At 59.0% G+C, this 15194-nt stretch carries 7 protein-coding genes; 6 read left to right on the forward strand and 1 reads right to left on the reverse strand.

Going from position 1 to position 15194, the window contains the following annotated elements; all coding sequences use genetic code 11:
- Positions 1-357 precede the first annotated feature (357 nt).
- Positions 358-6852, forward strand: a complete 6495-nt coding sequence (locus tag B9Z48_RS16460) for an excinuclease ABC subunit UvrA (RefSeq protein ID WP_108379827.1) — start codon at positions 358-360, stop codon at positions 6850-6852.
- A 383-nt stretch (positions 6853-7235) separates the two neighbouring features.
- On the opposite strand, the gene B9Z48_RS16465 is transcribed toward B9Z48_RS16460, so the two are convergent.
- Positions 7236-8444, reverse strand: coding sequence for a class I SAM-dependent methyltransferase (locus B9Z48_RS16465; protein ID WP_108379829.1), 1209 nt, complete (start codon positions 8442-8444; stop codon positions 7236-7238).
- Positions 8445-8842: 398 nt separating this feature from the next.
- On the opposite strand from B9Z48_RS16465, the gene wbaP reads away from it, so the two are divergent.
- The 5 genes from wbaP (at position 8843) to B9Z48_RS16490 (ending at position 15193) form a co-directional block, all read left to right on the forward strand.
- The gene (gene wbaP, locus B9Z48_RS16470) at positions 8843-10231 is read left to right on the forward strand and encodes an undecaprenyl-phosphate galactose phosphotransferase WbaP (RefSeq protein WP_233261165.1); all 1389 of its coding nucleotides are present in this window, start codon (positions 8843-8845) and stop codon (positions 10229-10231) included.
- 185 nt (positions 10232-10416) lie between these two features.
- Positions 10417-11829 (forward strand): mannose-1-phosphate guanylyltransferase/mannose-6-phosphate isomerase, encoded by a 1413-nt coding sequence (locus tag B9Z48_RS16475; RefSeq protein ID WP_108379830.1) that lies wholly within the window; start codon positions 10417-10419, stop codon positions 11827-11829.
- Entirely contained in the window at positions 11830-12624 is a 795-nt protein-coding gene (locus B9Z48_RS16480) for an ABC transporter permease (RefSeq protein WP_108379832.1), read from the forward strand.
- Positions 12624-13844, forward strand: coding sequence for an ABC transporter ATP-binding protein (locus tag B9Z48_RS16485; RefSeq protein ID WP_108379834.1), 1221 nt, complete (start codon positions 12624-12626; stop codon positions 13842-13844). Before B9Z48_RS16480 ends, B9Z48_RS16485 begins: the two co-directional genes overlap by 1 nt.
- Positions 13841-15193 (forward strand): bifunctional 2-polyprenyl-6-hydroxyphenol methylase/3-demethylubiquinol 3-O-methyltransferase UbiG, encoded by a 1353-nt coding sequence (locus tag B9Z48_RS16490; RefSeq protein WP_108379836.1) that lies wholly within the window; start codon positions 13841-13843, stop codon positions 15191-15193. The genes B9Z48_RS16485 and B9Z48_RS16490 overlap by 4 nt, the downstream gene beginning before the upstream one ends.
- Position 15194 lies beyond the last annotated feature (1 nt).

Genomic DNA, 15194 nt, shown 5'->3' on the forward strand with positions numbered 1-15194 from the left:
GGCGGGGCTCCCACAAAATGCAGGGCCTTCCCCCCGTAGGAGCGACGCCCCCGTCGCGAAAAGCCCCGCAGACCACCCCCCATCGCCCCGAGGGCGGGGCTCCTACAAAATGCAGGGCCTTCCCCCCGTAGGAGCGACGCCCTCGTCGCGATAAGCCCCGCAGACCACCCCCCATCGCCCCGAGGGCGGGGCTCCCACAAAATGCAGGGCATTCCACCCTGTAGGAGCGACGCCCCCGTCGCGATGGTGCGCTAGCAGACCATAGCCAATCGCCCCGAGGTCGAGGCTCCCCTCAGTCAGCGGCGGGTTTATCCTGCCGCCCTAGAATGCTTGGCCCTCACCCCATAAAGCCCGTCCATGTCCCAAGGTCTCATCCGCATCCGTGGTGCCCGTCAGCACAACCTCAAAAACCTCGATCTGGACATCCGCACGGGCGAGCTGACGGTGGTCACCGGCCCCAGCGGCTCGGGCAAGTCCAGCCTGGTGTTCGACACGCTTTACGCCGAAGGCCAGCGCCGTTATGTGGAGACCTTCAGCGCCTACGCCCGCCAGTTCTTGGACCGCATGGACAAACCGGCGGTCGATAAGGTCGAAGGCGTGCCGCCGGCGATTGCGATCGACCAGACCAACCCGGTGCGCAGCTCGCGTTCCACCGTGGGCACCATGACCGAGCTGAACGACCACCTGAAGTTGTTGTTCGCCCGCCTAGGCCAGCTGTTTGACAAAGACACCGCACAGCCGGTGCGCCACGACAACCCCGACACCATCTATGCCGAGCTGGCCCAGCGTGCCGAGCAAGCGGGCGACCCGCGCCTGTACCTGACCTTCCCGGTCGAGTTGCCGGCCAACACCAGCGCAGAGCAGGTCGAGCAGTGGTTATCTGCCAGCGGCTTCACCAAGGTGCAGGCCGAACGCGAAGTGGCCACCCTCACCGGCCCACGCAAAGTGCTGGACGTGATCGCCGACCGTTTCCGTTTGGGCAAGGCCGAAAAAGCCCGCGTGGTCGAAGCCATCGAAGTGGCCTTGAAGCGTGGCGGCCGCCTGAACGTGTATGCAGAGAAATTGGGGTCAGATCCCAATTTCTCCGCTGCTGCTTCCTCAGAAGCCGCCTTCGACATCTGGCGCTTTTCGACAGGTCTGCATTGCCCCGACAGCGACCAGCGCTACACCGACCCCATCCCGTCGATGTTCTCCTTCAACTCCGCCGTGGGTGCGTGCGAGACCTGCCGGGGTTTTGGGCGGGTGATTGGTGTCGACTACGGCCTGGTCATTCCCAACCCCAAGCTCACGCTGCGCGCTGGGGCCATCAAGACGCTGCAAACGCCCGCCTGGCAAGAAAACCAGGACGACCTGATGCGCCACGCCGAGGCGGCTGGCATTCCGCGCGACACGGCCTGGGACAAGCTGACGAAAGCGCAGCAAGATTGGGTCATCAACGGCTCGCCCGAGTGGAAGGGCCGCTGGAACCACCAGTGGTACGGCGTGAAGCGCTTTTTTGAGTACCTGGAGAGCAAGGCCTACAAGATGCACATCCGGGTGCTCTTGTCCAAGTACCGCAGTTACACCGAGTGCCCAACGTGCCAAGGGGCGCGTTTGAAGACCGAGAGTTTGCTCTGGCGCATTGGCAGCCATTCGGATGCCGATGGCGTTTTGCCGGTGGAAAAGCGTTTCATGCCCGCAGGTGTGAAGTGGACGCGTGCGCAGTTGGAGGCGCTGCCGGGTTTGAGTTTGCACGACATGATGATCATGCCGCTCGATCGACTGCGATTGTTTTTTGACCGGTTGTCGGCGTCGGGTCAGGCGTCTTTGGGGGCTGAGGCAGCCTCTTCGGTTGCTGGATTGTTGAGGACCTTGGGGGAGGCTCCGGCCGGGGATGGGCTGGGCTCCTCATACGGCGGGGGTACGCCAAAATCGTCGCCCAGCCCATCCCCGGCCGAAGCCGTAGGGGCGGGTGCAAACGCACAGACACACGGAGTCACCAAGACGGCGATTGATACAGCGACAGAGAGGGCGCAAGACGCCCGATCGACCACAAGGTCTGCGTCAGAGCGGGGGGCGGGCGACGATTTTGGCGTACCCCCGCCGCATGAGGAGCCCGCCCCCCGCTCTGATGCAGACCGAACCTACGAAGAGCCAGGACAAGGCAAAAGCGCCGAACAAAAAGCCCTGCAACTGCTGCTGGAAGAAATCACCACCCGCCTCAAATACCTGTGCGACGTCGGCATTGGTTACCTCACCCTCGACCGCCAAAGCCGCACACTGAGCGGCGGTGAAGTCCAGCGCATCAACCTGACCACCGCCTTGGGCACCAGCTTGGTCAACACCCTGTTCGTGCTCGACGAGCCCAGCATCGGCCTGCACCCGCGTGACATGCACCGCATCACCTTGGCCATGCACCGCCTGCGAGACGCGGGCAACACCCTGGTCGTGGTCGAGCACGACCCGGCCGTGATGATGGCCGCCGACCGGATGATCGACATGGGTCCCGGCCCGGGCGAGCGTGGAGGGCAGATCGTTTTTGACGGCACCACCGCCGACCTGCGCAACGCAGACACGCTCACCGGCGCTTATTTGGGTGGGCGCAAACAAGTGGGCCTGGGCTTCAAGCGCATGGTCACCGACAGCACGCCACGGTTGATTCTGGAAGGCGCACGCGAACACAACTTGCAAAACATCAGCGTGGATTTTCCGCTGCAGCGCCTGGTCACCATCACGGGTGTGAGTGGCTCGGGCAAATCGAGTTTGATTCAGGACGTGCTGGCCCCGGCGCTGATGCGCCACTTTGGCAAAGCCACCGAAACACCCGGCGCACACGACCGCCTGTTGGGCGCAGACCACCTGAGCGATGTGGTGTTTGTGGACCAGTCGCCCATTGGCAAAACCGCCCGCTCCAACCCCGTGAGTTATGTGGGCGCGTGGGACGCGATCCGCGAGATTTTTGCGACCGCGCCGCTCTCGCGTCAACGCGGTTACACCGCCAGCAAGTTCAGCTTCAACGGTGGCGATGGCCGTTGCCCCACCTGCGGCGGCTCGGGCTTTGAGCATGTCGAGATGCAGTTCTTGAGCGACGTGTATTTGCGCTGCCCTGACTGCGATGGCAAGCGTTACCGCCCCGAGATTCTGGAGATCACCGTCGAGCGCCAGGCCTTGGGTCAGGCGCAGCCGCGCCACCTGAACGTGGCCGATGTGCTGGACTTGACGGTGAGCGAAGCGGCCGCTTTGTTCGCACAAGACCGCGACGTGATCCGCGCCCTGCAGCCCATTGTCGATGTGGGCCTGGAATACGTGAAGCTGGGCCAACCAGTGCCCACCTTGTCGGGCGGTGAGGCGCAGCGCCTCAAGCTCGCGGGCTTTCTGGCCGAAGCCGCCAAAAGCGCGTCCAAGAGCCGCCAGAGTCTGGCGCGCAAAGGCACGCTGTTTTTGTTTGACGAGCCGACCACCGGCTTGCACTTTGACGACATCGCCAAGCTCATGCGCGCTTTGCGCAAGCTGCTCGAAGCGGGGCATTCGCTCATCGTCATCGAGCACAACCTCGATGTGATCCGTGCCAGCGATTGGCTGATCGACCTGGGGCCAGAGGGCGGTTATGCCGGGGGGCTGATCGTGGCCCAAGGCACGCCAGAAGATGTGCGCCAACATGCGACCTCTCATACGGGGCTGGCTCTGCGTGAGTACGCTGAGTCGATGGGCGAGGTGTTGGGTGTGGCTGAGCGTTTGAGTGTCTATGGGGGCGATTTCGATGTTCTGGCTGGGCGGTCGGGTGTTCGTGGGGGCGAGGCTGCGGTGTCAGCGGGTTCCTCATACGGCGGGGGTACGCCAAAATCGTCACCCGCTGACACCGCAGCCTCGCTGGCTCGCGTTCGAGGCGTGGAGGGTGCCTCCTCACTGGTTCCGGTTGCTCGGCGCGCACCTGTGTTGAACAACAACATCCAAATCGTCAACGCCAAAGAGCACAACCTCAAAAACCTGAGCGTGGACATTCCACGCGGCAAGTTCAACGTGGTCACCGGCGTCAGTGGTTCTGGCAAATCCACGCTGGCGTTTGACATCTTGTTCAACGAAGGCCAGCGTCGTTATTTGGAAAGCCTGAACGCCTACGCCCGCTCCATCGTGCAGCCCGCTGGTCGCCCCGAGGTCGATGCGGTGTACGGCATCCCGCCCACCGTGGCGATTGAGCAGCGCTTGTCACGCGGCGGCCGCAAATCGACCGTGGGCACGACCACCGAGGTTTGGCACTTTTTGCGCCTGCTTTATGTCAAGCTGGGCATTCAGCATTGCGTGCACGACAACACGCCCGTGCAACCGCAAACGTCCGACAGCATCATCGCGCAGCTCATGACGCAGTTCCGGGGGCAACACATTGGCCTGCTGGCCCCCTTGGTCGTCAACCGAAAAGGCGTTTACACCGAGCTGGCCGACTGGGCGCGGCCGCGTGGCTTTACACACCTGCGCGTCGATGGCGACTTTTTGCCCACACAAGGTTTTCCGCGCATCGACCGCTTCAAAGAACACAACATTGAACTGCCCGTGGCCAGTCTCGATGTGTTGCCCACCAACGAAACCGCCCTGCGCCAAGCCCTGAGCAAAACACTGGAACACGGTAAAGGCGTGGTGCATGTGCTGAGCGATCTGGACGGCCTGCGCGAAGCCATGTTCAGCGGCGAATCCACCGCCCGCATTGGCCAGCATCGCGTGTTTTCGACCCTGCGGGCTTGCCCGGCCTGTGACACCTCGTATGCCGAACTCGACCCGCGCTTGTTCTCCTACAACAGCAAACACGGCTGGTGCCCCGACTGCGTGGGCACGGGCGTCAAACTCAGCAAAGACGAACGCCAAGTGTTTGACGACTCGGTGCGCGACGACAAAGACAAAGGGCGCGAGCAAACCTTTGCCGAACCCGAGATCGAAGACCTGGCCAACGTGGCTTGCCCCAGCTGCGAAGGCACCCGCCTGAACGCGACAGCCCGCGCTGTGCGCTTGGGCTCAGCACCTGGCCAGGGCTGGCGCATCACCGACATCGCCAGCTTGTCCGTCACCGATGTGCGGCATTGGGTGGACAAGTTGCAGCTCACGGGTCGTGACGCCGACATCGCCCGCGACTTGGTGCCCGAGATCAAGAGTCGCCTCGAATTCCTCGAAGAAGTGGGCCTGGGTTACCTCACGCTCGACCGGGGTGCACCCACCTTGTCGGGTGGCGAGGCGCAGCGCATCCGCTTGGCCGCGCAGTTGGGCAGCAACTTGCAGGGCGTGTGCTATGTGCTTGACGAACCCACCATCGGCCTGCACGCCCGCGACAACCAGATCTTGCTCAATGCCCTGCATAAGCTGGGCGACAAAGGCAACACCCTGGTGGTGGTGGAGCACGACGAAGACACCATCCGCCGCGCCGACCACATCATCGACATCGGGCCGAGTGCTGGCAAACGCGGTGGTCGTTTGGTGGCACAAGGCTCGGTGGCAGACATCACGGCGTCTGCCGATTCGCAAACCGGCCGCTATCTGTTGCACGCGATGAAGCATCCGATGCAAGCCCGCAGGGTGGTGGATGCTTCTGCGCGGGGCCATGCCGTGGGCTCCTCATACGGCGGGGGTACGCCAAAATCGTCGCCCAGCCCAGTGCCCCACGCAGAAGCAGCAGAGGCGGGGAAATTGGGGTCAGATCCCAATTCTTTGCCAGCTGCTACGGCCGCTGAGACCGTCAATACAGCGGCCACAGCCACAGCCAAAGTGAAGGGCAAAAAGAAAGCCGCCTCACCCGTTGTGGCAGCAACGCCCGAAGCGCCCACACTTCAGTGGCTCACCCTGACCGGTGCCAACCTGCACAACCTGCGCCAAGTCGATGTGCAAGTGCCCCTCAAGCGCTTGGTCGCCGTCACCGGTGTCAGTGGCTCGGGCAAATCCACCTTGGCCCGCGATGTCTTGCTGGCCAATGTGCAAGCCCTGGTCAGCCAGCGCTCCACCTTTGCAGGCCGCACCGCACAAGATGCAGGCCAACGCGTGGCTTTGACCGCGTGTAGCGATGTGCAAGGCTTTGAAACCATCGACCGCGTGCTCGAAGTCGACCAGACCCCCATCGGCAAAACCCCACGTTCGTGCCCCGCCACTTACATTGGTTTTTGGGACACGATCCGCAAACTGTTTGCCGAAACCCTCGAGGCCAAAGCCCGTGGCTACGCCGCCGGACGCTTCAGCTTCAACACCGGCGAAGGCCGTTGCCCCAGCTGCGAAGGGCAGGGCATGCGCACCATCGAGATGAGCTTTTTGCCCGACGTGAAAGTGCCCTGCGAAACCTGCCGAGGCGCTCGCTTCAACCCCGAGACCCTGGCCGTGACCTGGCGCGGCAAAAGCATTGGCGATGTGTTGCAGATGGAAGTCGACGAGGCCGTGGACTTCTTTGCCAGCATGCCCAGCATCGCGCACCCGCTGCAGCTGCTCAAAGATGTTGGGCTGGGTTACCTCACGCTGGGTCAGCCCTCACCCACGCTCAGCGGCGGCGAAGCCCAGCGCATCAAGCTGGTGACCGAGTTGACCAAGGTGCGCGACGAAGTGGGCAAGCGCGGCAACAAAGCCCCGCACACGCTGTATGTGCTGGACGAACCCACGGTGGGCCTGCACATGGCCGACGTGGACAAACTCATCAGTGTGCTGCACCGCTTGGTCAATGCAGGCCACAGCGTGATCGTCATCGAGCACGACCTCGACGTGATCGCCGAAGCCGACTGGGTGATTGACCTGGGACCGGAAGGCGGCAACGCAGGCGGCCGCATTGTGGCCGCCATGACACCCGAAGCCTTGGTGATCCTGGGCACCCACACCGGCAAGGCCCTGGCACCCGTGCTGGCCCGTGTCTGACCTCCGAGCCCCCCCTGTAGGAGCGACGCCCTCGTCGCGAAAACCCCCACAGACCACCACCCATCGCCCCGGGGGCGGGGCTCCCACAAAAAAGACCATCGCCCCGAGGGCGGGGCTCCTACAAAATGCGGGTTCTTCCCCTGTAGGAGCGACGCCCCCGTCGCGATGACCCTCACAGACCACCACCCATCGCCCCGAGGGCGGGGCCCCCACAAAAAGACCATCGCCCCGGGGGCGGGGCTCCTACAAAATGCGGGTTCTTCCCCTGTAGGAGCGACGCCCTCGTCGCGATGACCCTCGCAGACCACCACCCATCGCCCCGGGGGCGGGGCTCCTACAAAAAGACCATCTCCCCCGGGGGCGGGGCTCCCACAAAATGCGGGTTATTCCCCTGTAGGAGCGACGCCCTCGTCGCGATGACCCTCGCAGACCACCCCCAAACGCCACAACGATGTCACCTCGGCCGCCCTTGCTGCGTGCAGCGGGTCGGTCGCGTCTTGGGCTTTGCCGTGCACCGGCTTGGCGTCCATGCGGCCCAGCACCACCAAGCCTGCCGCCTCGATCCAGCCCATCAGCTCCTGCCGCGAGCGCAAACCCAAATGCTCGGCCAAGTCCGACAAAATCAGCCAACCCTCGCCCCCTGGGCACAGGTGTTCAGGCAAACCCTTTAAAAAACCCTTGAGCATCTGGCTGCCCTCGTCGTACACGGCCTGGTCCAACAGCGACGTGGCCCGGGCCGGCAACCAAGGCGGGTTGCACACCACCAAAGCCGCTTGCCCTGGGGGGAACAAATCGGTCTGCAACAACGTCACCTGGTTTTGCACGCCCAAACGCTGCAAATTGTCTTTGGCGCAAGCCATGGCCCGATCGCTCAAATCGGTGCCCACCACCTGGGCTGCACCGCGACGGGCCAGTGCCGCTGACAGCACCCCTGTGCCCACCCCAATGTCAAACGCCACCGAATGCGTGCCCATGGCGGCAGGCCAGGGGGCCTTGGCCACCAACGCCACATACTCGCCGCGAATGGGCGAAAACACCCCATAGTGCGGAAAAATCTTCAGAGCCTCGCCCAAAGCGGGCACCTCCACCCCGTTTTTGCGCCACTCAAACGCCCCCACCACGCCCTGCAAGCTGCGCAGCGACAGCACCGAACCCTGCCCATTGGCCGGCCCAAAAGCCTGCGTACAAGCCTGGCGCACATCGGGCGCACGCCGCAAAGCCACCCCGTAATCGCCCTGCAACTCAATCAACACTTGGTTGAGCACCCGGCTTCGGTGCGCCTGCGCCTGGCGATGCGTGTGAAACGCAGCCCCGGGCACCACGGCGGGGGCCGCCTCTGATTTCTTGACGCGCACCTTTTTGGGCTTGTCGATGCGCCGCGCCAAAGCCTGCAACAACTGCCGGGCGTTCTGAAAATCCCCCCGCCACAACAAGCCCGTGCCCTCACAAGCCAGCCTGAAAGCCGTGTCCGCGCTCATCGTGTCATCGGCCAACGCCACCTTTTTGGGCACCGCCGCCCCCTGGTCCATGCGCCAAAACAAAGACCGCGTCTCGTTGTCCTCAGTCCAGACCAACTCGGGTTGCACATTCATGCCGTATCGCCTTCAGGCGCCTTTTTTCTACACAGAGGGCCATTTGGCCGGTGCGGGACTATAGCCCGGACGCAACAAATTTGACTATTTCTTCAAAAATGGATAATTCTCATGAATCAAAAAGGGCACAATACCGGGTAAATATCAGTATGAAATGACGATTTCATTTGATTTGTAACTGGTGGCTTCCACCAGAGAACCAGCTCTGCAACCTCACCGCACAAAGCGCCAACACCGAATGTGCAAACAACTTCATGGGCCGTCTTGTCACGCCAACTGACGCCATCGGCCATGAACTGACCACCCTAGAACCTGGCATGTCCTCCGAAAAACTCCCCGTCTCTGGTTTGAGCGAAAAGAAAATCAGATTTTCTAAATTTGCCATATTGCTGGGTGACATGTTGGCAATTTCTCTGGCCTTCATCATTTCGAGCGTGGTGCTCGGCCAAGGCCTTGCCCTCGAACTTTTGATCTCGCTGACCCTCGCATCAGAGCCTGACCTGTCACGCTTCATGGCTTGGGGTTTTGTCGCCGCCTTGGGCTTGGTGACTTTGCTGATGAGCTATCAGCACTACAGCGACAGACGGCCCTTTTGGGATGAGCTCAGAGATGTCGTGCGAATGGTGCTCGTCTTGGCAATGCTGGACATGACCATCGTGTCACTCTTTGGCTGGAATGGGTCCCGCCAGTGGTGGGCTCTTTCATGGACTCTGGTGGCTGCGTTTTTGATAGGGGTGCGCATGGTCACCAGGTCATTGCTCAAAAAGCTCAATTTGTGGGTCATGCCCACCATCATCGTTGGCGTGGGCTCCAACGCGGCGGAGGCGGCATTGGCCCTGCAAAGCCAGCCCGAAATGGGGCTTGAAGTTTGTGGATTCGTCGACCCACGGCAAGGGCACCTTGGCCACGCAGAAGCATCGTATGCAACCTACCCACGATTTCCAGCTCACCGCATGGCCGAGTTGGCAAAACAAGACGGATTCCAATGGGTGATCGCCTTGGAGCACAGTCAATCCGATCAACGTGAATATTGGCTCAGACAGCTTGCGCAATGGAACGTCCCCAACGTGGCGGTCATCCCTGCCATGAGGGGGGTGCCATTGCACGGGACCGACATGTCCCATTTTTTCTCTCACGAAGTGGCCCTGCTGCGCATGCGCAACAACCTCAGGCGCTGGCCCGCCAGGTTGACTAAACGCATTTTTGACACCGTCACAGCATGCATGTTGCTGATGGTGCTCAGTCCATTGATGCTCGTCATCACCTTATGGATTCGAAAAGACGGTGGCCCAGCCTTGTTCGCGCACAAACGGGTCGGCAAACAAGGACGCATGTTTGATTGCTACAAATTTCGCACCATGGTGGTCGATGCGGAGGCGCAACTCGAACAACTGTTGCAAAGCAGTCCCGCGTTGCGCACCCAATGGGTTCAAGACCACAAATTGAAAACAGACCCACGAATCAGTCCCTTTGGGCACCTGTTGCGACGCACCAGTTTGGATGAACTGCCGCAGTTGCTCAACGTCATGCGCGGTGAAATGAGTTTGGTAGGGCCAAGACCGGTGGTCCCTGGAGAGTTGGGCCGATACGGCGAAGAAACGGGCTATTACTTGATGGTCCGCCCAGGCATGACAGGGCTGTGGCAAGTCAGTGGTCGCAACGATCTCGACTATGACGCACGGGTGTACCTGGACACTTGGTACGTCAAAAACTGGTCACTGTGGCATGACCAAATCATCTTGTTCAAAACCATATCTGTGGTTTTGAGCCGTGCTGGCGCATATTGAATCAAGTGGCCAATAAATGGCCACAAAGTACAGGTGATGGTTTGAGTAAACAAAAGATTGACTCAGTTAAAATCAATCAAAGTTACTCAAAATGTCGTTGAATTAAATTAATTTATTTGGTTTTTAATTGAAATATTCATTAAAAGCAATAAATTTAATTTAAAGCGCAAGCGGCGATAAAAATCATGATTCCTGTAATTGTTTCTGGGGGCGTTGGCTCACGGCTGTGGCCTGTTTCACGCGAGCAACACCCCAAACCCTTCATTCGACTCGGCGATGGTCAAAGCTTGCTGCAAAAGGCATTTTTGCGGGCCAGCCAACTGAAGGCCACCAAGGCGGTCATGACCGTCACCAACCGGGATTTGTTCTTCAAGACCCAAGACGACTACGCCGAAGTCGCGTCTCTCAACACACGTTTTGACTACGTGCTCGAACCCTTTGGACGAAACACAGCGGCCGCCATTGCCGCAGCAGCCCTCGAAATCGAACGCCAGCATGGGCCCAACGAAATCATGCTGGTGCTGGCCGCCGACCACCTCATCACCGACCAGTCCGGGTTTGAGCTCGCTGTTGAACAAGCGCACGCCATGGCCCAGCAAGACCAGATCGTCACATTTGGCATACAACCCACCGCCCCAGAAACCGGTTATGGGTACATCGAAACCCATGGCCAGCGCGTCATCCGTTTTGTAGAAAAACCCAACATTCAAAAAGCACAGGAGTACCTTGACGCAGGTCACTACCTGTGGAATGCCGGCATGTTTTGTTTCAAAGCCGGCGTCTTGCTCGCGCAAATGCAGCAACACTGCCCAGACATCTTGCACACAACCCGCCAGTGCCTTGCCGCATCGCGGCGCACGCAAGGTCAAAACATCACGCAAGTCGAACTCGATCCCGACAGCTTCATCCAAGTTCCAGAAAACTCCATCGACTATGCCGTGATGGAAAAGTGCCAAAACATGGCCGTCGTGCCCTGCAACATTGGCTGGACCGACATCGGTTCATGGACCGCACTGGGTGATCTCACCGACAGCGATGACCGTGGCAACCGTGTGCAAGGACAAGCCCTGTTGCACGACTCCAGCAACTGCACCATCCAATCGAGTGACAGGCTGGTAGGCACGGTGGGGGTGTCCAACTTGCTCATCATCGATACCCCCGATGCGCTGTTGGTCGCAGACCGAAGCAAGGCCCAAGACGTCAAGCACTTGTTTGCCACCTTGAAAAACCTGGGGCATGAAACCCACAAGACGCACAAAACCGTTCACCGCCCTTGGGGCACCTACACGGTGTTGGGCGAGGGCGACGGATTCAAAATCAAACGCATCGAGGTCAACCCCGGTGGGCGCTTGAGCCTGCAAATGCACCACCATCGTAGCGAACACTGGATCGTGGTTTCGGGCAAAGCCCATGTACAAAACGGCGACGCTGAACTGACGATTGCCACCAACGAATCGACCTACATCCAGGCCGGTCGCAAACACAGACTCGAAAATCAGCAAGACCAAATGCTGGTCATGATCGAAGTGCAAAGCGGCACCTACCTGGGCGAAGACGACATTGTCAGGTTTGAAGACCAATACGGACGCATTGGCTAAATGAGCGTCCTGTTGAAAGCACTGTGGGGCTATCGTGGTTTTGTTTTGGGCAGCGTACAACGCGAATTCCAAAGCAAATACCGCAACTCACTGCTGGGCGCGGCCTGGAACATCATCAACCCCTTGGCCATGATCGTGGTCTACACGGTCATATTTGCTCAAGTCATGCGGGCCAAACTCCCCGGTGTCGACAGCACATTTGCCTACAGCATCTACCTGTGTGCCGGCGTCTTGACGTGGGGCCTGTTTGTTGAAGTGGTGGGACGTGGGCAAACCATGTTCATTGACAACGCCAACTTGCTCAAAAAAATCAGTTTCCCACGCATCACGCTGCCCATCGTTGTTGTGCTCAATGCCATGCTCAACTTCGCCATTGTCTTTGGGCTGTTCATGGCCTTTTTGGTGATCAGCGGCAACTTCCCTGGGTGGGTGGTGTTGGCCGCACTGCCCGTGCTGGCCTTGCAAATCATGTTGGCCGTGGGGCTGGGCATGGTCCTTGGTGTGTTGAATGTTTTTTTCCGCGACGTCGGTCAATTTTTCAGCATCTTCCTGCAGTTCTGGTTCTGGTTAACGCCAGTGGTTTACCCCGCAAGCATCCTGCCCGAATCCATCACACCATTCATTCACATGAACCCCATGACCTCGGTCATCGGTGCTTATCAGGCAATTTTTGCCAATCAACAATGGCCAGACTGGACCCAACTTTGGCCAACTGCAGTTCTGGCTGCCTTCTTGTGCTTGTTGGGCTTGCATCTCTTTAAAAAGAATGCAGGCGAAATGGTGGACGAACTCTGATGGGCACGATCGTTGTCAACAACCTGGGCAAGGCGTACAAACAATACCCCAGCCACTGGTCTCGCCTGAAAGAATGGCTCACGCCCGGCCATGCCAAGCAACACCAACTCAAGTGGGTGCTGCAGGGGATCCACTTCACCGTCAATCCGGGTGAGGCTGTGGGCATCGTGGGCATCAACGGGGCTGGCAAAAGCACCCTGCTCAAGCTCATCACCGGCACCACCCAGCCCACCACGGGCAGCGTGCACATGACCGGCCGTGTGGCCGCCATGTTGGAGCTGGGCATGGGTTTTCATCCCGACTTCACCGGCAGGCAAAACGCCTTCATGGCCGGGCAACTCTTGGGCATCAGCAGCGCAGACATTGCTCGCCTCATGCCCCAGATCGAAGACTTTGCCGAAATTGGCGACTACATCGACCAACCCTTGCGCGTGTACAGCAGTGGCATGCAAATGCGGCTGGCCTTCAGTGTGGCCACCGCCATCCGTCCAGACATCCTCATCGTCGACGAAGCGCTGTCGGTGGGCGACGCCTATTTTCAGCACAAAAGCATTGACCGCATTCGTGAATTTCGAAAAAGCGGAACCACTTTGCTCATCGTCAGTCACGACAAAGGCGCAATTCAAAGCATCTGCGACCGAGCCATATTGCTCAATGCCGGGCAACTTGCCATGCAAGGAGAGCCAGAGGCGGTCATGGACTATTACAACGCCATGCTGGCAGACCACCAAAACCAGACCGTCAAGCAAGAGACCACGGCAGATGGGAAAGTGCAGACCATTTCAGGCACAGGGGAAGTCTCTCTGGAAGAGGTCAACCTCGTGGATGACAAAGGCCAAACCATTGAACTGGTGGCCGTTGGTCAAGCCGTCTCACTGAGTATCCAGATCCATTGCCATCAATCTATTCCTGAGCTGGTCATCGGCTACATGATCAAAGACAGACTGGGACAGCCTGTCTTTGGTACCAACACACACCACCTCAAGCGGCAACTGAAAAATCTTCAAGCCCAAGACCGAATTCAGTTCAATTTTGATTTCGACGCCAATCTTGGACCAGGCACTTATTCGATTGCAGTCGCTGCACACACAGCCGACACGCACATTGGAAAAAACTACGAGTGGCGTGACCAGGCGATCATTTTCAACGTGGTCAATACCCAGCATGCCGAATTTGTAGGTGTGGCTTGGATGCCGCCCGGAGTCAGGTGCAAACAATGAGCAGTACCTTCTATCGAGCCTTTGAAGATCGCCACAGAGGTACCCGCGAAACGATCAAAGACAGGCTGCGCGTCTACACACCATTCGTGCAAGCCTTGCTGCAAGCCTACCCGAACGCGCAAGCCGTTGACCTGGGCTGTGGTCGTGGTGAATGGCTCGAATTAATGGCCGAAACAGGTTATGACATTCAAGGTTTTGACCTCGATGAAGGCATGCTCGAGGCCTGCCACCAACGGGGACTGAACGCCCAAACGGGTGACGCCATTCAACACCTGCAAACCCTGCCTGACCAAAGTCAAACGGTTGTATCCGCATTCCATCTTGTGGAGCACATGCCATTTGATCAACTTCAAGAACTGGTCATGCAAGCCATTCGCGTGCTCAAGCCAGGTGGACTTTTGATCATGGAAACCCCCAATCCAGAAAATCTTGTGGTGGGCACCTCAAACTTCTATGTAGACCCCAGCCACGAAAAGCCCATTCCGCCTTTGCTCTTGAGTTTCCTCGCGGAGTATGCAGGCTTTTTCCAAGTCAAAACATTGAGATTGCAAGAGTCCAAGGGCTTGCAAACCAAGGTCCAAGTCAACCTGGAAGATGTGGTGACAGGCGTCAGTCCGGATTACGCCATCGTGGCGCAAAAAGCGGCACCCCAGCCAGTTCTCGATTTGACTGCACATGCATTCAAGGCCAATCATGGCTTGGACCTTTCCGGCCTGCTCAACCGTTGGGATGCACGCTTTGAAAGCCAAATGACCGAAGTCAAGCAGGCACAAGATCAAGCCCAGGCCATCGCACAAGAATTGCAAAGCCAAGTGCAAGAAGCATTGGCGCTTGGACAGTTGGCGCAAACGGCAGCTGAACATGCACAAGCCAAGGCCGAGCAAGCCCAAGCTGCAGCAGGTCAAGCGAAAAACACAGCCGATCAAGCCCAAGCGACAGCCATTCAAGCTGTGCACGCAGCGCAACATCAAGCCCAAGAACTCAACGCCTTGTACGCCAGCAAATCATGGCGTTACACCAAGCCACTTCGCTGGGTATTTGGGCAAACAAGACGCCTCAAAGCAGAAGGCCCAAAAGCGCGCTCAAAAGCACTGATTCTTAAAGTGCTTCGATGCATTGACCAAGAGCTGACGCACCGGCCGGCATTGCGTCTGCAATTGATGGGACTCAGCCAAAAAATCGGATTGCATGCGGCATTAAAAAAAGCACAAAGTCAGTGGCGTGACCAAGCCAGCAATGAACCTGCGCACATCGTCGCAGCATCAACCATTGAGCCCTTGTCTCCTCGCGCACAGATCATCTATGAAGACCTGAAAAAGGCCATAGAGCAACATCAAGAGGCGGCATAAC

Origin of the sequence: Limnohabitans sp. WS1 (assembly GCF_003063265.1) — a bacterium.
GTDB lineage: Bacteria > Pseudomonadota > Gammaproteobacteria > Burkholderiales > Burkholderiaceae_C > Limnohabitans_A.

What these genes read in the sequence shown, in the direction of transcription:
- B9Z48_RS16460 (WP_108379827.1), top strand. Translation starts at nt 358, where the DNA reads ATGTCCCAAGGTCTCATCCGCATCCGTGGTGCCCGTCAGCACAACCTC.
- B9Z48_RS16465 (WP_108379829.1), bottom strand. Translation starts at nt 8,444, where the DNA reads ATGAATGTGCAACCCGAGTTGGTCTGGACTGAGGACAACGAGACGCGG.
- wbaP (WP_233261165.1), top strand. Translation starts at nt 8,843, where the DNA reads ATGTTGGCAATTTCTCTGGCCTTCATCATTTCGAGCGTGGTGCTCGGC.
- B9Z48_RS16475 (WP_108379830.1), top strand. Translation starts at nt 10,417, where the DNA reads ATGATTCCTGTAATTGTTTCTGGGGGCGTTGGCTCACGGCTGTGGCCT.
- B9Z48_RS16480 (WP_108379832.1), top strand. Translation starts at nt 11,830, where the DNA reads ATGAGCGTCCTGTTGAAAGCACTGTGGGGCTATCGTGGTTTTGTTTTG.
- B9Z48_RS16485 (WP_108379834.1), top strand. Translation starts at nt 12,624, where the DNA reads ATGGGCACGATCGTTGTCAACAACCTGGGCAAGGCGTACAAACAATAC.
- B9Z48_RS16490 (WP_108379836.1), top strand. Translation starts at nt 13,841, where the DNA reads ATGAGCAGTACCTTCTATCGAGCCTTTGAAGATCGCCACAGAGGTACC.